Below are 23,346 nucleotides of genomic sequence, written 5' to 3'. Positions count from 1 at the left end.
GAGATGTTCAGCGCCGAGGCTGAGGCTGTCCATTGGCGGACCGGCGGCATTCGGTGACGAAACCTGAAAACACAGGTTGATGCGATGCTGGAAAGCGAACCTCGCCTTCCACATAAAGCGACCCCCGCGTGGCGGGAAACGCCAGTTCTGCCTAATGAATGCGCCGTCTTTTAGTGACGCTCCCGGCCGACCTCCGTCCCTGAAAATGACGGCACCCCGCGCCCGGAAAACCGGGGTCTAGGCGCGGAGCGCCGCCCAGGTACGGCCGGGCGGGTCGCATGCCCGGCCGACTGTTATCGGAATGATGAGATCGGTCCCCTTATCGGTAACCAGAGGCCCCTCCACCGACGCGGCCGCCGTTAGGGAAACCTCGCCGTTTTCAAAAACAAAACTTTCCTGCCACCAGGATAGATTGTCTTTTCCGTTCACAGTTTGCCAATCTGACGTAATCTTTCAGTTTGCAATTCGGCGCCACTGACTCGGCGCACAGCACGATCCACCAGCCCTCGCCCGCGCAGCTATCTACGACACCAGCTATCCCCAGGTCGCCCAAGGACACCCGCGTTGGCGTTTCTGGCCGATCGCACTCGGGCGCTTTCTTGGAAAATGCCAAAAAGAGCGCCTGTCCGGACCGCCAAGTCTGCGCCGAACGGCTCGCGGTGAGACCGCTCGCGTAGCGGCGGCAAAGCGAGGCCAAGCTAACGCGAGCGCGCTGCGGCTTGCTCGTTTGTTCTTTTTATGTTCTCATTGTTCCATGACGAGAATCGACCCCGACCGAATCGCTCGCGCACTCCTCGACGCCCCGGGGTGGGCGCGCGTCGGCCTGACCGCGCCAACGGAAATCATCCGCGAGGCCGCGGCGCAAGAACTGGCGCTCACGAATGTGCGCATCGACGGCGATTGCCTGACTGCGGCCGATCCCGATCAGCTGGTGCTGGCGCTGTGACGTGCAGCATACGAAATCGGGCATTCCGCGGGCCACGCACATTTTCGAGGCGGCCATCTGGCATTATGCGGTGCAGCCGGTCTGTCGCTGCGGGCATCATGCAAAATTCGATGCGGGGCTGCTCTGGTACCGCTTCCACCGCAAAGGCTGGGACGACAATCTTCGCCAGGCGTGCCGGCACTTCTGGTGCCGGAATTGCGCGTGGAGCTTGGGTCGTCGCGTCGAACCGCTCCGCCTTGAAGTCGTCAATTGGGACAAGGATGCGATCTGCATCAAGGAGCTGGTCGACGAACGAGAATGGAAGCGCGCGATCCGCCGCTACCGGAGCTAGGAGTTAGACAATGGAACGGGATTTCGACGACGTCCTGCAGGGCCTCGGCAAGGGTGGCCACCGGATCATGATCTGGGACGGCCAGGAGGAACGGCAGATCGAGGCGCATTGGGGCCTCCGGTCACGCGACCCCGGCATCGGCCAGATACCTCTCCTCAGGTCCGAGACCGCGCGCATCGAAAACCCCTGCCTTATCCTCGCCAACGAGTTCGGCATCAAGCGCGACGGCAAGACGCTTTACGCGGCGAGCCTTGTCACCGACATTCCCTTTTTCTGCATCGCGGGCGTATGGCAGCGCGGGACGCGTTATTATCCAGACGCCTTCGCGGCGCTGACCGTCCCCGCCTATCCGGATCTCGAGCCGTTTAAGGATCGCCACGTCGCGGTCGTACACCCCGACGACTGGTATGACTGGCTCGAACAGGCCCGGGCCCCGCTGGACATTTTGCGCCCCTTCCCCGAAGGATGTTTCACCATCATGCCGCCGATCCAGCCCCGTTTCGAAGGACTGCGCGGCGCCGCCTGACGCGGGAGCCGCATATGTGCAACCAGATCACGCTCAAAGCCTCGGTCGACGAGGTCGCATCGCATTTCAAGGCGCAACGCAAGAAACAGACCAATGCGAGCTCTGGGGACGTCTGGAAGGGTGGCACCGGCTTCATCGTCCGCGAAGTTGCCGACGAACGCCAGCTCGATGCAATGGTGTGGGGCTTCCCGCGGCATTCGACCAACAAGAAGACCGGCAAGCCCAACAAGCCTACTCATGTCAACAACGCCCGCGACGACAAGCTGATGTCGCCATACAATATGTGGCGCGAATGGTTCGTCCAGCCCGGGCAGCGCTGCCTCATTCCGATCACCGCTTTCGCCGAAGCCGTTGGGCCCGAAGGTCAAATGACACGCACATGGATAAGCATCGCCGACCAGCCGCTCGCCGCCTGCGCGGGCTTCTGGCGCCCGACCGACGAATGGGGAGACAGCTATACGATGGTCATGGTCGATGCCGTTCCCAAGATGCTCGAGGTCCATGACCGGATGCCCGTTATCCTGCATCCCGAAGACCATGAAGCATGGCTGCACGCACCGGCCGAGGAGGCGATGAAGCTCGTCACTCAATATCCCGCCGATCGTCTCGTCGTCGATCATACGCCCGAGCTCTGGTACGCGGGTCGTACCAGGAAAGATCCGGCGCCCACGGCCGCAACCCTGCTGTGACATCGAAAATCCCGACCTGCGCGACACGCCGGACCACGCGCTACGCGCTAGCCGCTATCATCCTCTCGTTCGCCCTGCCCCCTGCCCCGTCGGTCGCACAGGACGTGAGCGGCCCCGCGCGCGTCTCCGACGGCGATACGCTCAACCTCACAGGTGTCGTCGTCCGGCTTTACGGGATCGACGCGCCCGAACTGAAGCAGACCTGCATGCGCGGCGACAGCCGCTGGGCCTGCGGCAGGGAAGCGGCGGGCAAGCTCGCCGCGCTCGTCGAGGGCCATACCGTGCGCTGCGAACAGCGCGACATCGACGACTATGGCCGCACCGTCGCGATGTGCAGGGTCGGACGGGCCGACCTCTCCGCCGCCATCGTCGATGCAGGCCTCGCCGTCGCACTGTCCAAATTCACGGCCGCCTATGTCCCCAACGAAGCTAGAGCGCGCGAGCGCAAACTCGGTCTCTGGGGCAGCGAATTTCAGATGCCCGCCGATTATCGAGCCGCCAACCCCGCCGCGCGCCAGCCGCCCGCGCGCGTGTCAGACGACCCCCGACCGGCAACGCCGCCTTCAGCATCCAGCGCGTATTTCCGCAACTGCAAGGAGGCTTGGGCTGCTGGTGCCGCTCCGATCTATCGAGGTCAGCCCGGCTATCGCCCCGAGATGGATGGCGATGGCGACGGAATCGCCTGCGAAGCTTATCGCCCTCGATAGAGATTCTGGCCGTGTGTGGACGGCCCTCCGTTGGCAAGTGGTTTCTGGATGTGATGCGACCTGCTGGTTGGTGCAGCCATGTGTCCGGCCTGTGATGCGGCCTTGTCATGCGCCGCTGGCCATGATGCCTTTCGCGCGGATCGGGTCCCGACCAATTGCTCGCACTCGAGGTGCACCGGCCAAAATGGGTTTTCCTGATCCGGCGGTTTCAACCGGCTTTGTGCATCAGCTCCTATCTGCCCTTCCCAACCTCGGCGACGCCAAGTTCGGCGCCTGATCTCTTATGCGTGCGCGACCTGCGGTTCGCGGTAGCGCTCTCCGCTCGTCATCAGTGCCCAGACCATGCGGGCGGTTTTGTTAGCTAGCGCCACAGCTGCAATTTTCTTCGCGCGACGCTTCATCAGTTCGATGAGCCACGGCCGTTTGGTGCCGTGTCGTTCAGCATGGCGGATGACGGCCATCGAACCGACGACGAGCATCTGGCGCAGATATTGGTTGCCCGCACGCGATATGCCGCCGAGCCGCTCCTTCCCTCCGCTGGAGTTCTGCCGAGGGACCAGGCCTATCCACGCGGCGAGGTCGCGCCCCGTCTTGAAAATACCGGGGTCGCCGACACTGGCAACAAAGGCGCTGGCAAGCAGCGGTCCGATGCCGGGAATCTCCATCAACCGCTGCCCGACTTCTGTGTCGCGCGCACTCGCACGGATGCGCCGGTCATTCTCGAGGATCTGTTCCTTCACGATGGCGAGCTGCGCCCCGAGCATCTCCAGGCAGAGCCGGGCATCGGGTGGGATGCTCTCGTCATCTTTGTCGGCGACTATCGCCAGCAGGTGCTCGAGCCCAATGCGCCCCACCGGCGCCACGATCCCGAACTCCGACATATGGGCCCGCGTCGCGTTCGACAGCTGAGTGCGCTGGCGGTTGAGCATCAGGCGGACCCGGTGAAGCATCATCACGCTCTGCTGCTCCGGGGTCTTCACCGTCACGAACCGCATCGTCGGCCGCGTTACCGCCTCGCAGATCGCCTCGGCATCGGCAGCGTCGTTCTTGCCGCGCTTCACATAGGGCTTCACATATTGCGCCGGCATCAGTCGAACATCATGCCCCAGCGCGATCAACTCGCGGGCCCAGTGATGAGAGTTGCTGCAGGCCTCGATGCCGACCAGACATCGCGGCAGCTTCGCAAAGAACGGAATCACGCGCGCCCGGCTCAGGCGCTTGCGCACCACCACTTCGCCTGCAGCATCAACGCCGTGGACCTGAAACACCGACTTCGCGATATCCAACCCGACTGTTGCAATCTTCTCCATCGTAGCTCTCCTTCCAGCTCATCCCGCGGACTATACCGCGGGGCGTTGGAGAGCCGTCCACGTCATCACTTGCGGACAGTCGGCTTTCAAGTGCCAACTGAGCAAACCTGCCGTCCGTCGCTTATGGCTGGCGAAATCGCAGTGTCTCGACAAGGAGCTTGAACGCCGGAGAGGCGAAGCGCCGGTTCGGATAATAGAGATGATATCCCGGCAGGTCCTCCGTCCATCGCTCCAATATGCGGATCAGGGAGCCACTTTCGATCGCGTCTGCCACGTAATCGAGCGGCAGATAAGCGAGCCCCAAGCCATCCAGCGCCGCATCCCGGATCTGCGCGATGGCGTTGAAGACGAGCTGTCCCTCGACCTGCACGCGTAGCATCTTGCCGCGCTGACGAAAGTTCCAGCGGTTGTTCGTGCCCGAGGTGGGTAGCCGCAAGTTGATGCATTGGTGACGAACAAGCTCGCCGGGTTCGGACGGCGCGGCATGGTGCTCGAAATAGTCGGGTGAGGCGACCACCGCCATCGGGATATCGGGCCCAATCCGCACAGCGATCATATCCTTGTCGACCTGCCCGCCGAGACGCACGCCCGCGTCGAAGCGCTCGGCCACGATGTCGGTGAGGCCATAGTCGATGATCACTTCGACATTAATGTCCGGATGGCCCGGAAGCATGCGCGCGAGCGCCGGGCGCAGGATCGTCACCGCGGCATGCTCGACGGTCGTGATACGGATATTGCCCGCAGGCTTGTCGCGATATTCGCTGAGCGCCTCGATGCTGGCGTCGAGATCGCGAAGCATCGGCGAGAGGGTAGCGAGGATGCGTTCGCCGACCTCGGTGGGCGCGACGCTGCGCGTCGTCCGCGACAGAAGACGAAGCCCGAGCCGCTCCTCGAGACGCCGCACAACCTGGCTGACCGCCGATTGCGAAAGACCGAGCTTGGCGGCGGCCTTCGTGAAGCTTTGCTCCTCGGCGACCGTCACAAAGGTGGCGAGATCGGCCATTTCCTCGCGGCGCATTCATCACCTCATTGATAGGCTCATGCAGTTTTTAGCATCTAATCGATCAACCCGCGAACCGCTAGATTGTTTGCAACGCCGCATCCCCGGCGGCGAAACAGGAGCGAGACGATGGAAAAGATCAGCTTCCCCAATTCGAATAACGAAACGATCGCCATGTCGGCGGTCATCAATTTCCCCGAAGGCTTCGACAAGGGCGGCAAATACCCCGCCATCGTCGTGTCGCATCCCGGTGGCGGCGTGAAGGAGCAGGCCTCGGGCCTCTATGCCCGGAAGCTCGCCGAACAGGGCTTTGTCACAATCGCCTATGACGCAAGCTACCAAGGCGAAAGCGGTGGCGCTCCGCGCCAGCTCGAAAACCCCTATGTCCGCACCGAAGATGTCAGCGCGGTGATCGATTATCTGACCACCCTGCCCTATGTCGACGCCGACCGCATCGGCGCGATGGGGATCTGCGCCGGCGCCGGCTACACCGCCAACGCTGCGATCAACGACCAGCGGATCAAGGCCGTGGGTACGGTCAGCGCGGTCAATATCGGATCGATGTTCCGCAACGGCTGGGAAAACAACATCAAGGATGCCGACGCCGCGCCGGTGATCGGAATGGGCGACGACGCGCGCAGCAAGGACATCAAGAGCGGCACGCCCGAGATCTTCCCGCTCGCGCCGCTCAAGGAAGAAGATGCGCCGAACGAGGAGCTGCGGCAGGCTTGGGAATATTATCACACGCCGCGCGCCGAATATCCGAGCGCGCCGGGCTATATGACCGCGCGCAGCCTGTCGCAGATCATTCCTTATGACGCCTATAACAAGGCCGAGGCCTTCCTGACCCAGCCGCTCCAGATCGTCGCGGGCAGCGAGGCGGGCAGCAAGTGGATGAGCGACGACCTGTTCGACCGCGCAGCGAGCACCGACAAGCAGTTCCATGTCGTCGAGGGCTCGAACCATATGCAGCTCTACGACGGCGAGAAGGAAGTGGGCGAAGCTGTGTCGGTCCTCGCGCCCTTCTTCGCGGACAAGCTCGCCCTCACGAACACGCCCGAAACCGAGGCCGCCGACTGAGACGGCTGCGGTTTCGACCAGCTCCGCTGATCGAAGGATCGGTCCGCGGAGCTGGCCGGTTGAAGAACCTCCGCTTTTGTCCAGCGGGCGGGACAATCGGACACCATCCCCAACCTATCGGATATTTCCGATAGGAATTGACGAGCACCAACGCATCGGATAATTCCGATGCATGAACATCGATTCCGCGCTTCCCGCTCTTGCCGCTCTCGCCCATCCGACGCGCCTCGAAGCTTTCCGCTTGCTCGTCCGACATGAACCGGAAGGACTGTCGACCGGCGAGCTTGTCGACGCATCGGGTCTCACGCAGAGCACCTTCTCGACCCATCTCGCGGTGCTGGCCAAGGCAGGGCTGGTCAAATCCGAAAAGCTCGGCCGGCAGCAGATACAGCGAGCCGATATCGACACGCTCCGGGAGCTGATGCTCTTCCTTGCGAAGGACTGTTGCCAAGGCCGCCCCGAGCTATGCGAGCCGCTGCTCGCCGAACTCACCTGCTGCTGAAGGAAACAGCCCCGTGACCGACATCATCATCTACCACAATCCGGACTGCGGCACCTCGCGCAACACGCTCGCACTGATCCGCAACGCGGGGATCGAACCGCATGTCGTCGAGTATCTGAAGACGCCGCCGTCGCGCGCGCTGCTCGAACAGATGATCCAGCGCGCCGGGATAGGCCCGCGCGACCTGCTCCGCGAAAAGGGCACGCCTTACGCGGACCTCGGCCTCGGAGACGAAAGCCTGAGCAATGACAACTTGATCGATGCGATGATGGAGCATCCTATCCTCATCAACCGCCCGCTCGTCGTGTCGCCGCTCGGGGTCAGGCTCTGCCGCCCGTCCGAAGCCGTGCTCGACATACTGCCCGCACGGCAACTCGGTGCCTTTGCCAAAGAAGATGGCGAGCAAGTTGTCGACGCCAGCGGTAACCGCGTCCAAGCCTGAGGACAGCATCATGACTGTCGCAAAGCCCGAACGCCTGTCGTTCCTCGACCGCTATCTGACGCTCTGGATATTCCTTGCGATGGCGCTCGGCGTCCTTCTGGGGTCGACCTTCAAGGGTCTGCCTGCCGCGATCGACGCCATGTCCGTGGGCACGACGAATATCCCGATCGCGATCGGCCTCATCCTGATGATGTACCCGCCGCTCGCGCGCGTGCGCTACGATGAGCTGCCGCGGGTATTCGAGAACAAGCGGGTCCTCGTCATCTCGCTGATCCAGAACTGGGTCATCGGGCCGGTTCTGATGTTCGCGCTCGCGGTCATCTTCCTCGCGGACAAACCCGAATATATGACCGGCCTGATCCTGATTGGCCTCGCCCGCTGCATCGCGATGGTGATCGTGTGGAACCAGCTGGCCAAGGGCGACAATCAATATGTCGCGGCGCTCGTCGCCTTCAACTCGATCTTCCAGATCCTCTTCTTCAGCATCTATGCGTGGTTCTTCCTGACTGTTCTGCCTCCACTCTTCGGACTTGAGGGCAGCGTCATCGACGTGAGCATCTGGACCATCGCCGAGGCAGTACTCATCTATCTCGGCATCCCCTTCCTCGCCGGATATCTCACGCGCCGCTTCCTCGCGAAGGCCAAGGGTGACGAGTGGTATGAGTCGCGCTTCCTGCCCAAAATCGGCCCAATCACGTTCGTCGCGCTGCTCTTCACCATCGTTGCGATGTTCAGCCTCAAGGGCGGCGAGATCGTCACCATTCCCGGCGATGTCGTGCGGATCGCAATCCCGCTCACCATCTATTTCGTCGTGCAGTTCCTCATCAGCTTCTGGATGGGAAAACTCATCGCGGCCGACTATCCGCGCACGACCGCGGTCGCTTTCACCGCTGCAGGCAATAATTTCGAGCTAGCAATTGCGGTGGCGATCGCCGCCTTCGGGCTCGCCTCGCCCGTGGCCTTTGCGGCTGTCATCGGCCCGCTGGTCGAAGTGCCCGTCCTCATCCTGCTTGTCGGCGTCGCCTTCCGCCTTGGACGTCGCTGGTTTCCCGCGACCGTTCCTTCACAAGCCAGAGTATCATGACAGAACCGACCCATAATCGCCTGCGCACGCTTACCGACCCCGACCATCTGCCGGCGCTCAGCCCCGAATATCTCCGCGCGCAACCCGCGCTCGGCCTCGGGCCGCTCGACCCGGCGCCGCGCATCCTCCTCCTCTACGGGTCTTTACGCGAACGCTCCTATTCGCGCCTCGTCGTGGAAGAGACGGCGCGCCTGCTTCAGCTCTTCGGGTGCGAGACGCGCATCTTCGATCCGTCCGACCTCCCCTTGCCCGATCTGATCGCCGACGACGACCATCCCGCGGTCGAGGAGCTGCGGCAGCATTCCATCTGGTCCGAAGGCCAAGTCTGGTGCAGCCCCGAACGCCATGGCCAGATTACCGGCATCATGAAGGCTCAGGTCGACCATCTTCCCCTTGCCTACAAGGGGCTGCGCCCCACGCAGGGCCGCACACTCGCGGTAATGCAGGTCTCGGCGGGATCGCAGTCGTTCAACAGCGTCAATACGCTCCGCATCCTCGGCCGCTGGATGCGGATGATCACCATCCCCAACCAGTCGAGCGTCGCCAAGGCATATGCGGAGTTCGACGAGGCCGGCCGGATGCTGCCTTCGAGCTATTATGACCGGATCGTCGACGTCACAGAAGAACTCGTGCGGTTCACCGTGCTTACGCGGGGCCATGCCGACCAGCTCGTTGACCGCTATTCGGAACGCAAGGATCGGAAAGAGCCTGTCGTCACGCCCGCCGAAATCGCCGGAATTCCGGGTACCTGACGGTTGCTTGTGGCCGTTTGGAGACCGTCCGCTTTCAGAAGCGGATCGGGAGAATCTGACATTCGGGACTTCGGATATCCGCGCATTCAATCACGCCGGCCACAAGGCCCCTCAATAGGGGATCGTTGTCGAGTGGTCAGGACGCAGTAGGCGGCGCGAACGGCGGCGGTCTTGATCCTTCGTATCGGCAGCCCGTGCGAAGCGCATCGATCGTGCCAAAGATTGTATCGAGAGATGCGGTTGCCGATCGTCTTTAGGACGCCGACGCGCACAGATATTCGGGCACCTTCTGTGCGCAAAGAAAATATTCGGTATCGGGACAATACCGCTCGCCGAGATCGTTGGATTTTAACTGATATCTGTTTAGGCAGAATTGTATGAATGGAACGCTCGCACTCTGGTATCAGAGCAGAACACAAGGCCCGCCTCAATCCGAACCATCGCGTCGGAGCGGTAATGCGCCATCGGTACAGTTGCACGTCAACCTTTGGCGCGACATCGACAAGGATTTCAATTTCCTTGATGTCGGCTTTCTCCTTGAAGACGTTTCCGATTTGGACAGGCTCAATCTCTTTATTCCTGGCCCGATCGACGCCGCCTCCATCTACGACCTAAGCAACGCCCTGAAGGATGCCGACACGCTGAACGCTGTCTTCAATCAAGTTGCAGTCATTCAGCACAATGCCGACCAGCACTTCATCGTTGCGACGGATTCGGACAAGCAGCGCGTCATTCATCACGTCGAGCCATCACGCGACCTCGCAATCAGTCCTGTCACAGTACCGGGCCGCGGACGCGGCACGACCGTCGCACTAAATACCTCCTTCTGCGATCGCATTCGCGATCCCGCGCATTCCGGACACGAGCATTACGTCAGGCTGCGGGTTTTCTTACGAGGCGAAGCGCGCAATCTCTTCACAACAGAAGAGTCGGCACCCGGTGTCGGCTTATCGCTGACCCAAGACGTGCTCGAAACCACGGAATTTCGTCTGAACGAGCGGCGGAGTTATCCACCGCCGATCTTGCAGAGCTCGATGCGGGGCCAAGTTAGGCTGAAATCGGTGTATTATTTTCTGATCCGCAGCAAGAATCACCAGTTAGGGAGCCAGCACCAGAATTTTCGTAAGGTTCGAAACCTCGAACCCGACATCTGGACCAGCTACCTGCAGGTCGGACAACCCAGCGCTCCTCGATGGCGTCGGAAGCCTCGCGCGGACGGGATGATCATCTATCAGTGGCGAGCGACCGACCGAATTGATAAGCCGCTCGATGACTTCATTGCCTATGCCAGCTTCCGCCGCGTCCAGGCGAAAATCCTAGCCTATCTGGTCGCAATTCTCGCGATCGGGGGTGTCGGTAGCGCACTTCTCAACGTCGGAATCTGGGGGCTGCACGGGTTGTATGTTTTCTTGGGTAAAGCCAAACCCGACGAAGGTCCGTCGAATCTTCTCGTCGGCGGGGCCTTGGCCGTTTGCGCGCTGGGCCCAATGATCTATTCGCGTTTTCGGAGCTGGCTAAATTAAATGCCCCACCCCTTTCCAGTTCGCGCGCCGTTCGCTATCGTGCCATCAATGTCCATGATGCAATCGGCCACCTCATTCCTCGCAAGCCCCCGGGATTGCGACCTCTTTCCGGCTGCAGCCGGAAAGGCGGATGCTTTCTGGCCGGCGCTTGCCCATCTTGAAGCAAGCTATCCGGGCTTTGGCGCTTGGTATTGGTCCAAGGTCGTACCCGGCCTCGACAATGCGACGCGGCAAATCCTCCATGTCGGAGACGTGGAAAATCCGGCGGCGATTGCGATCGTGAAGCGCGATAATATCGAAGCTAAGATTTGCACGCTCTGGGTTTCGGAGACGTGCCGCGGCAAAGGCGTTGGCGGCGAGCTCATGGCAGAAGCTATCGACTGGATTGGGCATGCTCACCCGTTGTTTACTGTGCCGGCAGAGCGTTACGAAGAATTTCGGCCGCTGATGGCGCGTTTCCGATTTGAGGAAACCATGCGTATACCGTCCCTGTACCGCTCGGGCGTGGTCGAGCATGTCTACAACGGCCAGCTTCTGCCGACCCTGGTCTCGTGAACCGCAGCGAAGCGCGCGATACCGGACGCGCATCTGACCGCACGCTCCTAGTCAGCATTCACAATCATTACGCGCGGCTTATTCTTGCAGGAAAGAAGAGCGTGGAACTGCGTCGGCGTTTCGATGCGTCCGCTGCGGGCAGCAGAATGCTCATCTACGCGACGCAGCCCACGGCTGCAGTAATTGGCCATGTCGATATCGAGAAAATGGATGTCCTACCGGTAGATGAACTTTGGCAGCAGCACGGCGCGAGTGCGGTCATATCGGCCGAGGATTTCAAACTTTATTACGACGGCGCCGATACCGGCTGCGCGCTATTGCTGAGCAATCCGACAACCTATCAAAGCCCCGTACCGCTGAAGAATCTACGGGAAGAATACGGGTTGAACGCTCCGCAGTCCTACCTCGTGTTGAAGGAGGCACATCGGGACCTCATCGAGCATGAGCAAGACTAGGGCCCTGATCGATACGAATGTGCTGATCGCCCTCGAGGATCCTGGGCAAACCGGACCCGTTGCCGCCGAATTGTCGCGACGTTGTCAGGCAGGCGGCATCTCGCTCCATATTCATCCGGCGATGAGAGACGATTTCGCGCGCGATCGAAACGAAGTCCGTCGGCTGGTTTCGGCGTCTCGGATGGAAAAATATCCGTGGCTCGCTTTAATCGCCATTCGCGGCTGGGAACTACTCGAACAGCAGTTCGGACCGATCAAGAACGAGAATGATCGCGTCGACGTCCAGCTTCTTTATGCCCTGTCACTCGATGCCATCGACATTTTGATTTCTCAGGATGAGGGTATCCATAAGCGCGTGCGAGGCACGCCATTGGAAGAACGTGTCCTCACGATCGCTGACGCGGTGGCTTGGCTCAAGGCGCTCCAAGACGCGGTCGATGACGGCGTAGCATTTGTCGCAGACGTGCCCGCGTACAGCGTTGACCTCGCCGATCCTATATTCGAAAGCTTGCGAGCCGATTACGAACCGTTCGTGCATTGGTGGCGGACCAAGTGCGTGGTCGAACATCGCGATTGCTGGGTCATTCGAGGCCGTGATGGCCTGCTCGACGGCCTCATTGTTCGCAAAGCTGAGGACGGGACCGAACTCGGCCTCACTCCATCGGACAAGATACTCAAATTATGCACATTCAAGGTCGGCGCGCGTGCGCAAGGTCACAAGGTAGGCGAACTTCTTCTGCGTAAGGCGATCTGGTACGCCCAGCTTAACGGCTTCGACGCCTTGTACCTTACGACTTTTCCCAAGCAGACGATGCTGATCGATCTTCTCGGCCGATACGGGTTCGTCACTAATGGCGAGAATTCGACAGGCGAGCTCATCCTTGCTAAATATTTGCCGAAAGATGCGATACCCGCTCCAACAGGAGATGATGCCGCCCATCTCGTGCGGACACGCTACCCGCGTTTCAGCATCGCTAACCCTGTCACGCTATTCGCGGTCCCGGTGCAATGGCGATTTCATCGCCAGCTTTTCCCGGAAGTCGCCAAGCTCGTTCCGACCCCTTTGTTCAATGACGACACGATCGACGACCGCGAAGCCGGTCGCGTGCCCGGGAACACGATCAGAAAAGTTTATGTCTGCCGCGCAAAGATCAAGGCCATGCGCGCGGGCGACCTTCTGTTCTTCTATCAGTCCAAAGAGGAAGCAGCGCAGAACTCCCAGATGCTGACCACCGTCGGCGTGGTCGAACAATTGCGCCGTGCGGTCGGAGAAGCGGAGTTGCTGCGACTGACAGCTGGCCGATCAGTTTATTCGCGGCAGGATCTGGAGGCGATGGCCGCCGCGTCGCCGAACGGCCTCGCCGTAATCGATTTCCTGCTCATTCGTCATCTCAGTCCACCGATCGGCCTCAAAAAGCTGACCAATACCGGCGTTCTCAAAGGTCCGCCGCAGTCGATCACCCGGATCGACCGCGCCGGCCTACCCGAACTTCTCCCGTCGATGAATTTCGGATTTGCGCTATGAATGCCGCGCCCGTCATCGCGATCCTGGGTCTTTCGGGCTCGGGCAAGAGCCATCTGGCGAAAGCGATCGTGCGTGCACGCCCCGGTATTCTGAGAATGACCGCCGGCAGCCTGCTAAGGCGATCATTCCATACCACCGGTGAGAAACTCCGCACCGCCGAGAGCGATCATGTCAGGGACAATCAGTTCGAGCTAGCGAGTGCTTTAGCCAATGAGCGCGCCGGGCAATTGGAGAGACCCGTTCTGCTGGAGGCGCACGCCTTCATCGACAATGACCGGGAACTCGTCGATGTCCCGACGAACGTAATGGCGTCGCTAGGCCTCGCAGCAATAATTCTGGTGGATGCCCCCGCCACGGCGGTCCTCAAACGCCGCTCACTCGACAAGCGCCAGCGCCCCCGCCGGAACCTTACTGAACTTCGACTACAACGACGCCGTCTACGGGAGCTCGGAGAGATTTACGCATCGGCGCTCAGCATCCCCCTGCTCAAAATTGATTCTGGTAATCGTGCACGCGCCATAGCCTTCGTCGATGCCATCATCACGTCCTCGAATTCGCCTCCATAGTCTCGAACCAAGCGTCGTATTGCGATCGTTTGCTGCCAGGAAGCATCGGCTACCGACACATCGCAATGTTACTTTATCTAAACGCCGCAACCAGATGAGCAGCTCTTGAAATGCGCCGTTGCGCGCCCGTAACGTTTAGTCGCATCTGCATCAGTTGTGTGCTGACGCCATACTCAGCTGCCGCAGACCTTATAGTGATCCCCCGCTTCGCCACAGTCACGGCGGCTTCGTCAGAGACCAAAAGCGCGGGACCAAACCAGTTTGCTTCTTCCTCGAGCCCGGCATCGAAATGGCGCTTCCCCGTCTCCCCGCACAAGGGGTGCGGCGGGTGCAACAACAGCATGTGAGCCAGCTCATGCATGATGTTGGCGGCGCAGCGCGCGGGCGAATGGCCATCATTGTAAACGATAACCCGAACACTGCCGATGCAGACTGTGATAGCTGAAAATTCGGTCTGTCCCGCCGTACTGATGAGATACTCGACCGCGTCGCCGTGCTGCCCTCGAAAGTCGGACAACTTTACGGTGAGAACCTCCAGATGCTTTGCCGTCAAAAAGGGGCACAGCGGAGCGTCGGCGGCGAGGCCCAGCTCTGCGCGAATTTCTCGCGCAGTCCTGTTCGCTTCGGTCTTGAAGCCTCGCCGCAACGTCATCTCATTTCTTTCGAAATTGTTCGTAGGTGGCATGAAGAATGGCTTCCAATGCCTTTGCTCCTTCGTCGCTCAGATTAGGATCGGCCCGGAGATAGGCCGTGACCTTGGCGAGGGGTTCGATGGGCGTAGCTGCGGCCGTCCCGGTGTAAAAAGTGTCCGTATCGAGACCGGCCCAGTGAACTAGAGCGCCGAGGCTATCGACGTCGGGACGTTTACCCTGAGACAGTCGCGTCAAGGTTGAGGCGCTGACTTTCGCCTCATCCGCCACCTTTCGCCAGGTCATGTTCCGCGCCCGCCGCGTGCTGTCCAGCGCTGCCACGAACTTCTCCCCATCAAAATGAACATCCGTCACCGTTCGACTCTTGCAATTCCGTTCGACATTTGCGATCTCCCTCTTGCGTTGCAGATTCGCAACGCCACGTCACTAACAGAACAAGAGGCCCAAGCCAATGGCAGGTAAAAACCAACACGTTGTCCCGCACGCGAGCGGCTGGGCCGTCCGCGGCGCCGGTAACAGCCGCGCATCTTCCGTTCATTCGACACAGGCTGAGGCAGCGCAGGTCGCTCGGGCCACGGCGCAGCGCCAAGGCAGCGAATTGCTGATCCACGGCCGAAACGGACAGATCAGGGCGCGCGACAGCTACGGCAACGACCCGTTCCCGCCGAAGGGATAAAGCGGCGGCAAGAACTCAGAACGAAAGGAAGTCAGATGAGTGACCTCAAAGAAGACAAGGACGACAAGGGACCGAAGACGGTCGATATCGTCGTTAATGACCAGCCTCATTCCGTGCCCAAGGGCAAGATCTCGTTCGACCAGCTGGTGAAGTTGGCGTTCGGCGATGGCGCCAATCCTGCGGACGGATATCGCATTTCGTATGACCGCGGTCACGGGAACGCATCCGGCAAGCTCAAGCCGGGCGGCTCGGTCCAGGTCGTCGAGGGCATGGACTTTACCGTGACCGGCACCGGCCAATCCTAATAGAGAGGACGGGACAAATTGGATAAGCTTCCGCCTTCCGAAGATGGCAGCATCCAGCAGCTCCTCGATGAGGGATATGCGCTCTACAGGCGCGGCCCTTATCTGGTCATGCCGGTGCCGTATCTCGACGCGGCTGGTGATCCGCGTACCGGGCTGATGGTCGACACCCTCAACCTGGACGCGGATCACCGGGCACGGACCCTGCCGATGAACCACCAGATGTATTTCATTGGCGACCAGCCCTACGATCATGAAGGACGCATATTGTTCAGCGGAAACGGCGCGACCGCATCGCCGTTGTTCGATGGGAAATCGTCAACCTTCTACTGGTCGTGGAAGCCGCTCGACGCCAATGGGGCCAAGCGCGAGTACGTCAGCCTCCACGAGAAGTTCACCGAATATGCCGCCTACGTAGCTGGACCGGCCGAGGCGAAGCATCCGAAGTTCAACGCGACGCCTTTCGTTTCGATCGGTGAGAGGCCAGCTGAATGCCCATTCCCCTTCGACGACATGAATTCGGCCCGGGCAAATCTGAGCGAACTCGACAAACGCATTTCCGAGGACGCCGTCGCAATCATCGGCGCCGGCGGTACCGGATCATATATCTTCGACTTGATTTCGAAGACGCGAGTCAAAGCAATTCACCTTTACGATTTCGATGAGCTCGACATCCACAACGCCTTCCGCATTCCCGGAGCAACCATCAGGGAGGAACTAGGTCAGCCGAAGGTTCGGGTGATTGAGCAGCGTTATGCCGGGTGGCATAACGGCGTGAAGGCGTTCGAGGAACGCCTCGATGCTACGTCGGAAAATTTGCTCGAAGGTATTACCTTTGCCTTCATCGCCGTCGACAAGATTGCAGCTCGCAGAAATATTGTGAAGCTGCTCCTCGCTCGCGACATTCCTGTTGTCATAGTCGGAATGGGACTACACCACGGCAATCCTGGGCTCACCGGGTTGGTCGATACGACCCTGCTCGACGCGGCGAGCTCGCCTGCCGCAATAGCGGAGATGATCGGGGACGACCTGATAGATATCCCGGATGAGTACCAGAAGAACATCCAGACTGTCGAACTTAATGCCTTTAACGCTGCCATGGCCGTCTTCATGTACAAAAAGTACCGCGGATACTACGCTGGGGGCCATTCCACCTATCAGGCGACATTCAACATTTCCACCATGCAGCTCGACCGTGAATCAAGCTGAGCGTCGCGAGGCCTTCACGGTCGCGTGCGGGCCGATCCCACAGAATCTCGAGGCGGGAGTTCTGTACGTCAACCCGCAGCGCACACGCGCGCACCACCTCTGCGCGTGTGGATGCGGCCATCGCGTGATAACCCCGCTCAACGAAATCGAGTGGGAGTTGACCGGTACCGACGAGCGACCTTCCCTGTTTCCATCGGTGGGAAACTGGAACTTGGAGTGCAAATCTCACTACATCCTCACCAACGGTCGAATTCGCTGGGCTCGGCTCTTCTCGCCGGCAGAGATCGACGCAGTCCGCCGAAAAGATCTCAAAGCCTACCAGAGCATGTCTTGGTGGCAAAAGATCAACGGGTGGATCGAATTGATCGTCGGGTTCTTCGGTCGCCGCTGATGGGTGCGAACGCATAGGCATCCCCGGGAGGTTCCGCGTCTGCTTTCAGGCCATCTTCGGTGTCCATCGCAACGGCCGAGATGAGGCGCATTCCCGACCAAATTCCTTCGAAGCTCGACGTCTGGACGCTTGGCTTAGGAATTTGACGGAGCGACATGCCTCCCGTAACGTCGCTGACCTGAAATAGGTGGTACCTCCGCCAGATGTATGATCAGGAAATGGCCGCTTCAGGCTACCCAGACCAGCAGTTGCTCACCGAGCGGCGGCAAAGTCGGAGAAACACGAAATGGCTGGATCGGATTGCCGGTCCACAGGATGAACTGACCACGACCGGTCGTGCCGCGGAGTTGAATCGCAACGGCATAAGCGTGGTCGAACGAGGCGAGCCGCGCCCGCAGGGGTGACAGGGCGATCATGGATCACTCCGGCAGGTAGGGGTAAGGGCGGAGGCGGACGCAAAACCGCCAGCCTAGCATGGTCTGCCGGCTATGCAGCGGTGGGTCCTGCTTCTGGATCCGTGGCAGCCAGAGCGATTTGAGCCTTGCCGACATCGGCCTCCAGGGTGAGGGTCAATCCCTCGGGGATCAGCCATTGGACATCGTCGCGGAAAGCCGATCGGATCTGTTCGAGAAGAGCCTCTTCCTTTCCCAGGAGGAGCTTGTTGGCGAAGTGGCGCGCATCGCGGATGAAATCGTCATGCTGCCTGCCCCAGCTGTCGCTGTCGCAATCCTCGTCGTAAGCGAAGACCGCATCCTCGATCAGCTGCGCGAGCGCCTGCGGCGTGACGATTGCCCCCTCCTGGACAAAAATATGCGCTTCATCGACATGGCTGCTTGCGTTCGCGCAGACGAGCATATCGACGGGAAGGCTCAGGATCGCGACGGGTTCGTCGAACTCGGCGCAGCGAACGATCGGGATATTGAGGGTAATCGCAGTCACCCCGCCCGATTCAACATGGTCGAAAACAACGTCATCGTCCGCATAGTGGAACAGTTCGCCCTGCCTTTCGATCGTAAAGGAAAGGCCCGGGACGCGCGGAAGCTCGTCATACCGTCGATAGCCGGAGAACTTGTCTTCAGCGAAGACAGGTCGGAAGCCGAGCTTCTCCTCGGTCAACACCTTCGCCGCGCATTGTTCGACATCGGCCTCGTGCCTGGGGATCAGGATCATCGAGGCAACTTCGACGCGCTCGTCCTCGACATATGCATTGCCATCTGCTGTTCGCGGGCGCCATGCACAGAGCCACGGACTGGCTTCGGGAAGGCCAACGCCGAGCTCGGTGGCGCGCTGCCAGTCCTTGAACGACAGGCGGTGTTCGCCGTTGAGCGCAATGGCCCGGTAAATGGCTGCCTGCACTTCAACCCGCAGATCGGCGAGTGCGGCATTCTCGACCATCTCCTTGCGCGCGGGTAAAACGAGCTGGAGCGAGGGCGCGTCGACGATATCGACCCGAACCGTCCATTTCCGCCGTGCTTCGATTTCCCCGATGGCGGGCATCCGGCAGGGAACCTTGACGCCATGAAAATTGAGGCGTGGGTCGCTCGGGATGTCATAGGAATCGCTGAAGATTCCGATCCGGCAGCCACGCCACTCTTCGATCCGGCAGGCGTCCTTGAGGAAATCCTCGCGTGGCAAGGCCGCGCCCTGAAAACGGACTGGCAGCGGAAAATGCTTCGCCGTAGCTTCGATCTGCGACTGGAGATTGGGCAGCCATTCGGCGGACATGGCAATGACCAGCTGCGTTCCCCTTCGGATCTCGGAGGTTTCGACGGTCAGCGGCTGTTCTCCCTGCCAGCCGTCTTCGGGGATGGTGACCGTCCATCCGACATCGGCGGCTCTCGAGAAGGATCGCACGGTCACGCGCTTGCCGGCGAGGCTGAACACACCCATTCCGGCGGGGTCTTCCCGCCGTGCGATCTGGTCGCTCCAGCCGGAGCGGCCAAGGGTCACGAACGCGGCGGGATCGTCGATGCCAACGCCGTCGTCGGCAATGAAGAGGGCCGGCTTGCCTTCATGCTCGCCGAGGTCGACGTCGATACGCTGCGCACCCGCACGGCGGGCATTCTGGAAGAGTTCGTTGAGAACGTCGGTGATCGTCCCGTTGAACAGGCGCGACACCTTGGTGATGAGTTGCTCGCCGACGGACGGGCGGATTTGAGCGGGAAGCGTCATGGGAATACTCCGGTTACGCGGCAGCCTCATCGCCGCCGCACGCCCATGCTCCCTTTCCTCCCGAGCGGTGACGATTGGTGGCGAGCGTTTGGGCGTGGGCAGCTTAAGATTCAGGCGACGCGAAGTGCCTTCTCGGCCACGGTTTCGACATATATATGCCGCGCGCGCCCGCGTCGCCGCTTCCGGATGCGGCCGTCGACATAGGCCTCTGCCCATCGTTTCGCCTCCGCGGCGCGCGATCCGGCGGAGCATTCGTCCGCTTGCGCAAAGATCGTATAGGCGAGCGCATATTGTTCACGTTCCGGAAGCGCGAGCAGCGACGAGGCGATCGGCAGGGTGCTTTCGTAGAATTCGAGGACGTAGCGGCCGCCGCCATGGTGCATCAATATGGCGAGCCGGCCCTTGCTCCCGACGCCGGTCGGCCTCGCGATCATGACGTCGTGCGAAGCATAGGTCACCGCCCCAAAGCCATCGGGCTCCACCGGATAGAAAACGCGGTCTTCTCGATGGGGAAGCGGGTGCGCTAGAATCTCATATCGGTCGAAGTTCTCGACTTTCCGGATTTGATTATGTCCGATGACCGTCATCGCAGGATCTTTCTACTGGTGGTGAGGTAATTATGCCGAGGGCAGGCGCTTTGGACGGGCCGTCGACGACGGAGATCAAGCAGCCCGGAGGCCGTCGCCTTGACGCAGCCCGAGGTCGATGGCTGTGAGGCTTGCGAACTCGCGTTCGACGCGATCGAAGACGCCGGTCAAATCGTCGACATCGGCCCAGACGCATGCGTCGCCGGGGGCACGGTCGAGTTCAAAGACGATAGGTAATGATTGTGGGGTCATCTCGGGGAAGAAGGCGCCGATGATCAGCCACTCGATCCGGCGTCCGACTGCCCCGACGCGCGAGGCAAGCGCGGTCCGCTCCACAGGGTGCGTCGCGAGGTAGCGCTCGGGCGCAATGAACGGAGCGATCCGAATGCAGGCAATACGACCGGCGATCCCGGGCGCAGCAACGGTGCCAGCAATCGCGCAGCGCTCCGCCGCAATCCCCTCGGCAGGAACCAGGGCGCGATAGATATAATGGGGCAGCGCCCCCGCGAGACGGCAACGCGAGATGACAATTTCCATGGGAGTTCCCCTCAGGCGACCAGCTGCATCGGCGGCGTTCCGGGTTCGGCGAGGTGCAGTTCACGGCGGATGCGCGCGGCTAGGCGGTCAGGCTCGAGCAGTTCGCCGACCGCGGCCCAGTAGTTGCGGTCGCCGCAATAATCCTTCCGCCCGGCGACACGGCGGAACATCACCTCGCGGCCGGATCCGATGCCAAGCCCGAGCTGGACATAGATTTCCTCGCCATGGAGGATGATCTCGCCGCTAACCGCGATGCCGCCCTTGTTCGAGCGAAGGTCATAGCTGCCGTCCTCCAAGCGAAGCGCCTCGGCAAGCCGCTTCAGAGCCTTGCGACCGTCGCCATGGAAGAGCTTCTTTGCCTGCTCATCGTAGCTGACGCCTCTATGCGCCAGCGCCACGAGTGCGGAATTGCCGCGCATGTCGGCAATGTGATCCATGCAGGCACGCTTAAGCGCGGTGTCGGCGCCGCCCGTTGCGCCCGCGACGGCACCGAGATGCCGCGCGAGCAACAACACCGCTGGATCGGCGTCGTCGGGATTGCCGGCATATCGACAATCCTTGATCGCCGCGATCAGCGCGTGGAGACAGGCCGGCAGCGTCGAGAGTGCCGAAGGATCGAGTGCCTGCTGGTAGCGGAATGCGATATCGTAGGTCATGGGATAGGCTCCTTCGTTCGGACGTCTTTTGCGCCCGCCCCTGCCCTTCCCGCTCTCCTCCCACTTGGCGGGGCTATCGCGGGCACCCCAGGCGCCCGCATTCACGGCGTTGTAGATCCGTCGATCGATGGTGAGCGGGCGGCCAGCAAGCGGTCGCCGCTTGTGCCTGGCATCACGCGGTGCGTGCGTTGGCGCTGCCTATCATCGCCGAGAGGAGAATTTGAGCATCCGGCAGTCGCCCGAATGTGCTAGATTGCGGGCATGCCCAAAAAAGCGTCCCGCGGAGAATGACGATGCGAGAACTGGACGAGCAAGAACGCCATTTGTTGCGCACTCTCGATGGCCCGCTCGCGACCGGCGATCTGATCGCTATGGTCAGGGATCTCGGCGAAATCCTGCGCAATCGCGGCCATGTGATCCAGGCCAATGTCGTGGAGCTTGCCGCCGATCGGCTGGAAACACTCGATGCGCGGGCGCATGCCTGAAGATAACTAGCGCAGGATACCAAAGACCGGCTTCACCAGCCATGCTTCGGCAATGCCTCGACGCTGCCTGCGTCGCAGTCGAACAGGATGTGGTCGAAGCCTTGCGCGCGAGCGAACTTCATCGCAGCAAGGAGGTCGGCCGGCAGCTTGGCCTGCGTTAGTTCATCCAGTTCGCGCGCCGGAACAAACCATCCGTAAACGGTGCTCGCAACATTGATCGGCCGGTCCGAGGTTGCCGCCGCGCACCATTCATCCAATGAGCTTGCGGTCGCAGTCGACAGATGCGCCGTGGTGAGTACGCAATAGTGCCCGGTTTCGAGGCTGGATGTCTGCATGTCGGCGCGTGGCGGATCGATATGGACGCGGTCGGTTGTGAAATGCTCGCTCGGATGATCTCCGAAATAAATGTCCGCGATCTTTTCGTCGTCGAGCGTCGCCGGGTCGCGCCTATCTTCGATATCGGACCACCACTCTCGGCAATATTGGGCGACCTCTGCCATCAACGCTTCCCGAGCGAGCGCGGCATAATGGTTGGTGCCATTCTTATGATCGATTGAGCCGATGTGGATGTCGAAGCCCCACGGAATCGCTCCTCGCGCAAGGCAGTCCTCGAACGCGGCGATATCCTCGATTACCGCGGTCCGGGCCGCATCATCGAGGTCGGCCGGCGTCTCGATCGCCGCGCGGGCACGGGCGAGCAGTTGCGCGAATGCGCGAATGCTAGCGTCAGACATGAGATAATCCTGTTCAGCTTGATGTGAGCCTGTGCCGGCAATCGGCGACCTACGATGCCTGGGCAGCCCGGATCGATCAAATGACAATCATTTGATCGACCGCGTCGATAACGCGGCGAATATCTGCCGCGGCCATTTCCAGGCGGCGCAGCGCTTCTTCGCGGCAATCACAGCCCTCGCTCGATGCGAACTCGGCCATAAGAAACGCAAAGAGCCTATCGCCCACATCGTGGGCCTCCTCGATGCTTTCGATGTGAGCAAAGTCGCCTTCACTGTAGGCGAGGGTGCAAATTTGCTGGAATGGATTCAACATCGTCGGGACCTTTTCGGCAATGGTCATGCTGCCAAGGCAAGAAGGGACATGCCGGGCGGCCGGCATCGATCTCGCAAAGTGATGACCTTCACGAAGGATGAGGCCTGTCGGCGCGCGTCGATGACGGCGACGGAAAGGAAACCCCGGGTCGATTCCGTCGCACTCGGTAGCCAGCGGCAGCGCCGTTCGCGCCATCACGGGGTCCGATCGACGATCATATCGGTTTGTTCGGATCGTCCATCGGCCTCGCGGTCGCAGCGCGCGACAGGTCCGGAATGCGCGGGTCGTTGTAAACGCTGTCCAATGACATCGACAGCGCGTGATGCTCCGCCCCGTCGGGTGTCGAAGCGTCGATGGTATAGACGACGGTCGTAAAACAATCGTCGCCGCTGAAGAACTCGACTTCGACCAGGTAGGTAGCGACGACGGCGGTTGAGACCACACCCCGGCTATGCTTGTCGATGAGACCCGCGACGCTCGAACGCAGTCCGTCGATGTCAGGGTCGAAATCTTCCCACGTCACATTGTCGGGGCATGCGTCGAGAAGATAGTTGGACATGAGGTCCTGTATCGTATCGAGCAGACGGTAGCGCGCATCGGTCATCGCGGGTCTCCATGGGAAAGGAAGCCGCCGGATCGGG

32 protein-coding genes are annotated in these 23,346 nt (G+C 60.9%); 20 read left to right on the top strand and 12 right to left on the bottom strand.

Annotation, left to right across the window (positions count from 1 at the left end):
* The first annotated feature begins 754 nt into the window (after positions 1 to 754).
* The 5 genes from E5675_RS05535 to E5675_RS05515 are packed head-to-tail and all read left to right on the top strand — an operon-like array spanning position 755 to position 3,199.
* Positions 755 to 946: a DUF6771 family protein gene (locus E5675_RS05535; RefSeq protein WP_136173704.1), complete on the top strand. Its 192-nt coding sequence runs from the start codon at positions 755 to 757 to the stop codon at positions 944 to 946.
* Between the two features lies 1 nt (position 947).
* The gene (locus E5675_RS05530) at positions 948 to 1,277 is read left to right on the top strand and encodes a hypothetical protein (protein WP_136173703.1); all 330 of its coding nucleotides are present in this window, start codon (positions 948 to 950) and stop codon (positions 1,275 to 1,277) included.
* A gap of 10 nt (positions 1,278 to 1,287) precedes the next feature.
* On the top strand, positions 1,288 to 1,803 hold the full coding sequence (locus tag E5675_RS05525; protein WP_136173702.1) for a hypothetical protein: 516 nt from the start codon (positions 1,288 to 1,290) through the stop codon (positions 1,801 to 1,803).
* A 14-nt stretch (positions 1,804 to 1,817) separates the two neighbouring features.
* The gene (locus E5675_RS05520) at positions 1,818 to 2,492 is read left to right on the top strand and encodes an SOS response-associated peptidase family protein (protein WP_247594801.1); all 675 of its coding nucleotides are present in this window, start codon (positions 1,818 to 1,820) and stop codon (positions 2,490 to 2,492) included.
* A complete protein-coding gene (locus E5675_RS05515; protein ID WP_168707758.1) occupies positions 2,489 to 3,199 on the top strand; it encodes a thermonuclease family protein in 711 nt (236 codons plus the stop codon). The genes E5675_RS05520 and E5675_RS05515 overlap by 4 nt, the downstream gene beginning before the upstream one ends.
* Positions 3,200 to 3,480: 281 nt before the next feature.
* On the opposite strand, the gene E5675_RS05510 is transcribed toward E5675_RS05515, so the two are convergent.
* Entirely contained in the window at positions 3,481 to 4,509 is a 1,029-nt protein-coding gene (locus E5675_RS05510) for an IS110 family transposase (protein ID WP_136172897.1), read from the bottom strand.
* Between the two features lie 121 nt (positions 4,510 to 4,630).
* Positions 4,631 to 5,527 (bottom strand): LysR family transcriptional regulator, encoded by an 897-nt coding sequence (locus E5675_RS05505; protein ID WP_136173699.1) that lies wholly within the window; start codon positions 5,525 to 5,527, stop codon positions 4,631 to 4,633.
* 111 nt (positions 5,528 to 5,638) lie between these two features.
* Here E5675_RS05505 and E5675_RS05500 point away from each other — a divergent pair, with 111 nt between their 5' ends.
* From E5675_RS05500 to E5675_RS05455, 10 genes are all read left to right on the top strand, one after another.
* Positions 5,639 to 6,589, top strand: a complete 951-nt coding sequence (locus E5675_RS05500) for an alpha/beta hydrolase (RefSeq protein ID WP_136173698.1) — start codon at positions 5,639 to 5,641, stop codon at positions 6,587 to 6,589.
* A gap of 172 nt (positions 6,590 to 6,761) precedes the next feature.
* The gene (locus tag E5675_RS05495; protein ID WP_136173697.1) at positions 6,762 to 7,091 is read left to right on the top strand and encodes a metalloregulator ArsR/SmtB family transcription factor; all 330 of its coding nucleotides are present in this window, start codon (positions 6,762 to 6,764) and stop codon (positions 7,089 to 7,091) included.
* A gap of 13 nt (positions 7,092 to 7,104) precedes the next feature.
* Complete coding sequence (gene arsC, locus E5675_RS05490) at positions 7,105 to 7,533, top strand: arsenate reductase (glutaredoxin) (protein ID WP_136173696.1); 429 nt, start codon at positions 7,105 to 7,107, stop codon at positions 7,531 to 7,533.
* A gap of 10 nt (positions 7,534 to 7,543) precedes the next feature.
* Positions 7,544 to 8,617, top strand: a complete 1,074-nt coding sequence (gene arsB / locus E5675_RS05485; protein WP_136173695.1) for an ACR3 family arsenite efflux transporter — start codon at positions 7,544 to 7,546, stop codon at positions 8,615 to 8,617.
* Positions 8,614 to 9,369 carry an arsenical resistance protein ArsH gene (arsH, locus tag E5675_RS05480; protein ID WP_136173694.1) on the top strand — a complete coding sequence of 252 codons (756 nt, stop codon included), beginning with the start codon at positions 8,614 to 8,616 and terminating at the stop codon, positions 9,367 to 9,369. The genes arsB and arsH overlap by 4 nt, the downstream gene beginning before the upstream one ends.
* Before the next feature lie 377 nt (positions 9,370 to 9,746).
* The gene (locus E5675_RS05475) at positions 9,747 to 10,892 is read left to right on the top strand and encodes a hypothetical protein (RefSeq protein WP_168707798.1); all 1,146 of its coding nucleotides are present in this window, start codon (positions 9,747 to 9,749) and stop codon (positions 10,890 to 10,892) included.
* A complete protein-coding gene (locus E5675_RS05470) occupies positions 10,893 to 11,447 on the top strand; it encodes a GNAT family N-acetyltransferase (RefSeq protein ID WP_136173692.1) in 555 nt (184 codons plus the stop codon).
* Positions 11,444 to 11,902 (top strand): ASCH domain-containing protein, encoded by a 459-nt coding sequence (locus tag E5675_RS05465; protein WP_136173691.1) that lies wholly within the window; start codon positions 11,444 to 11,446, stop codon positions 11,900 to 11,902. The genes E5675_RS05470 and E5675_RS05465 overlap by 4 nt, the downstream gene beginning before the upstream one ends.
* A complete protein-coding gene (locus tag E5675_RS05460; protein ID WP_136173690.1) occupies positions 11,889 to 13,427 on the top strand; it encodes a GNAT family N-acetyltransferase in 1,539 nt (512 codons plus the stop codon). The genes E5675_RS05465 and E5675_RS05460 overlap by 14 nt, the downstream gene beginning before the upstream one ends.
* A complete protein-coding gene (locus E5675_RS05455) occupies positions 13,424 to 13,993 on the top strand; it encodes an ATP-binding protein (protein ID WP_136173689.1) in 570 nt (189 codons plus the stop codon). The genes E5675_RS05460 and E5675_RS05455 overlap by 4 nt, the downstream gene beginning before the upstream one ends.
* A 73-nt stretch (positions 13,994 to 14,066) precedes the next feature.
* Here the strand turns inward: E5675_RS05455 and E5675_RS05450 are convergent, their stop codons facing one another.
* On the bottom strand, positions 14,067 to 14,645 hold the full coding sequence (locus E5675_RS05450) for an ImmA/IrrE family metallo-endopeptidase (RefSeq protein WP_136173688.1): 579 nt from the start codon (positions 14,643 to 14,645) through the stop codon (positions 14,067 to 14,069).
* A 1-nt stretch (position 14,646) separates the two neighbouring features.
* Positions 14,647 to 14,997 (bottom strand): helix-turn-helix domain-containing protein, encoded by a 351-nt coding sequence (locus tag E5675_RS05445; protein ID WP_136173687.1) that lies wholly within the window; start codon positions 14,995 to 14,997, stop codon positions 14,647 to 14,649.
* A 97-nt stretch (positions 14,998 to 15,094) separates the two neighbouring features.
* On the opposite strand from E5675_RS05445, the gene E5675_RS05440 reads away from it, so the two are divergent.
* The 4 genes from E5675_RS05440 to E5675_RS05425 are packed head-to-tail and all read left to right on the top strand — an operon-like array spanning position 15,095 to position 17,221.
* Positions 15,095 to 15,319: a DUF2188 domain-containing protein gene (locus tag E5675_RS05440; protein ID WP_136173686.1), complete on the top strand. Its 225-nt coding sequence runs from the start codon at positions 15,095 to 15,097 to the stop codon at positions 15,317 to 15,319.
* 35 nt (positions 15,320 to 15,354) lie between these two features.
* The gene (locus E5675_RS05435; RefSeq protein ID WP_136173685.1) at positions 15,355 to 15,624 is read left to right on the top strand and encodes a multiubiquitin domain-containing protein; all 270 of its coding nucleotides are present in this window, start codon (positions 15,355 to 15,357) and stop codon (positions 15,622 to 15,624) included.
* Between the two features lie 18 nt (positions 15,625 to 15,642).
* Positions 15,643 to 16,830 carry a DUF6791 domain-containing protein gene (locus tag E5675_RS05430; RefSeq protein ID WP_136173684.1) on the top strand — a complete coding sequence of 396 codons (1,188 nt, stop codon included), beginning with the start codon at positions 15,643 to 15,645 and terminating at the stop codon, positions 16,828 to 16,830.
* Positions 16,817 to 17,221: a DUF6527 family protein gene (locus E5675_RS05425; protein WP_136173683.1), complete on the top strand. Its 405-nt coding sequence runs from the start codon at positions 16,817 to 16,819 to the stop codon at positions 17,219 to 17,221. Before E5675_RS05430 ends, E5675_RS05425 begins: the two co-directional genes overlap by 14 nt.
* A gap of 227 nt (positions 17,222 to 17,448) precedes the next feature.
* Here E5675_RS05425 and E5675_RS05420 read toward each other — a convergent pair whose 3' ends face one another.
* The 5 genes from E5675_RS05420 to E5675_RS05400 all read right to left on the bottom strand — a co-directional run bounded on the left by E5675_RS05420 (position 17,449) and on the right by E5675_RS05400 (position 21,173).
* Positions 17,449 to 17,637 (bottom strand): hypothetical protein, encoded by a 189-nt coding sequence (locus E5675_RS05420; RefSeq protein ID WP_136173682.1) that lies wholly within the window; start codon positions 17,635 to 17,637, stop codon positions 17,449 to 17,451.
* Positions 17,638 to 17,707: 70 nt separating this feature from the next.
* Positions 17,708 to 19,609: a sensor histidine kinase gene (locus E5675_RS05415; protein ID WP_136173681.1), complete on the bottom strand. Its 1,902-nt coding sequence runs from the start codon at positions 19,607 to 19,609 to the stop codon at positions 17,708 to 17,710.
* Positions 19,504 to 19,851, bottom strand: a complete 348-nt coding sequence (locus E5675_RS05410) for a hypothetical protein (RefSeq protein ID WP_247594800.1) — start codon at positions 19,849 to 19,851, stop codon at positions 19,504 to 19,506. Before E5675_RS05410 ends, E5675_RS05415 begins: the two co-directional genes overlap by 106 nt.
* Positions 19,852 to 20,055: 204 nt before the next feature.
* The gene (locus E5675_RS05405; protein ID WP_136173679.1) at positions 20,056 to 20,517 is read right to left on the bottom strand and encodes a hypothetical protein; all 462 of its coding nucleotides are present in this window, start codon (positions 20,515 to 20,517) and stop codon (positions 20,056 to 20,058) included.
* 11 nt (positions 20,518 to 20,528) lie between these two features.
* Positions 20,529 to 21,173 (bottom strand): hypothetical protein, encoded by a 645-nt coding sequence (locus E5675_RS05400; protein WP_136173678.1) that lies wholly within the window; start codon positions 21,171 to 21,173, stop codon positions 20,529 to 20,531.
* A 293-nt stretch (positions 21,174 to 21,466) separates the two neighbouring features.
* On the opposite strand from E5675_RS05400, the gene E5675_RS05395 reads away from it, so the two are divergent.
* A complete protein-coding gene (locus E5675_RS05395; RefSeq protein WP_136173677.1) occupies positions 21,467 to 21,658 on the top strand; it encodes a hypothetical protein in 192 nt (63 codons plus the stop codon).
* A 32-nt stretch (positions 21,659 to 21,690) separates the two neighbouring features.
* Here the strand turns inward: E5675_RS05395 and E5675_RS21680 are convergent, their stop codons facing one another.
* Genes E5675_RS21680 through E5675_RS21675 form a run of 3 tightly spaced genes read right to left on the bottom strand, consistent with a single transcriptional unit; the run spans position 21,691 to position 23,309 of the window.
* Positions 21,691 to 22,479 (bottom strand): hypothetical protein, encoded by a 789-nt coding sequence (locus tag E5675_RS21680; RefSeq protein ID WP_247594799.1) that lies wholly within the window; start codon positions 22,477 to 22,479, stop codon positions 21,691 to 21,693.
* Positions 22,469 to 22,900, bottom strand: a complete 432-nt coding sequence (locus E5675_RS21415; protein WP_168707797.1) for a hypothetical protein — start codon at positions 22,898 to 22,900, stop codon at positions 22,469 to 22,471. The genes E5675_RS21680 and E5675_RS21415 overlap by 11 nt, the downstream gene beginning before the upstream one ends.
* Positions 22,901 to 22,919: 19 nt before the next feature.
* Positions 22,920 to 23,309 carry a hypothetical protein gene (locus E5675_RS21675; RefSeq protein ID WP_247594798.1) on the bottom strand — a complete coding sequence of 130 codons (390 nt, stop codon included), beginning with the start codon at positions 23,307 to 23,309 and terminating at the stop codon, positions 22,920 to 22,922.
* Positions 23,310 to 23,346: the final 37 nt, after the last annotated feature.

The organism is Sphingopyxis sp. PAMC25046 (assembly GCF_004795895.1).
Classification (GTDB): Bacteria; Pseudomonadota; Alphaproteobacteria; order Sphingomonadales; family Sphingomonadaceae; genus Sphingopyxis.
The sequence above is the reverse complement of the archived record's forward strand: the minus strand, read 5'-3'. Positions and strand labels throughout refer to the sequence as shown.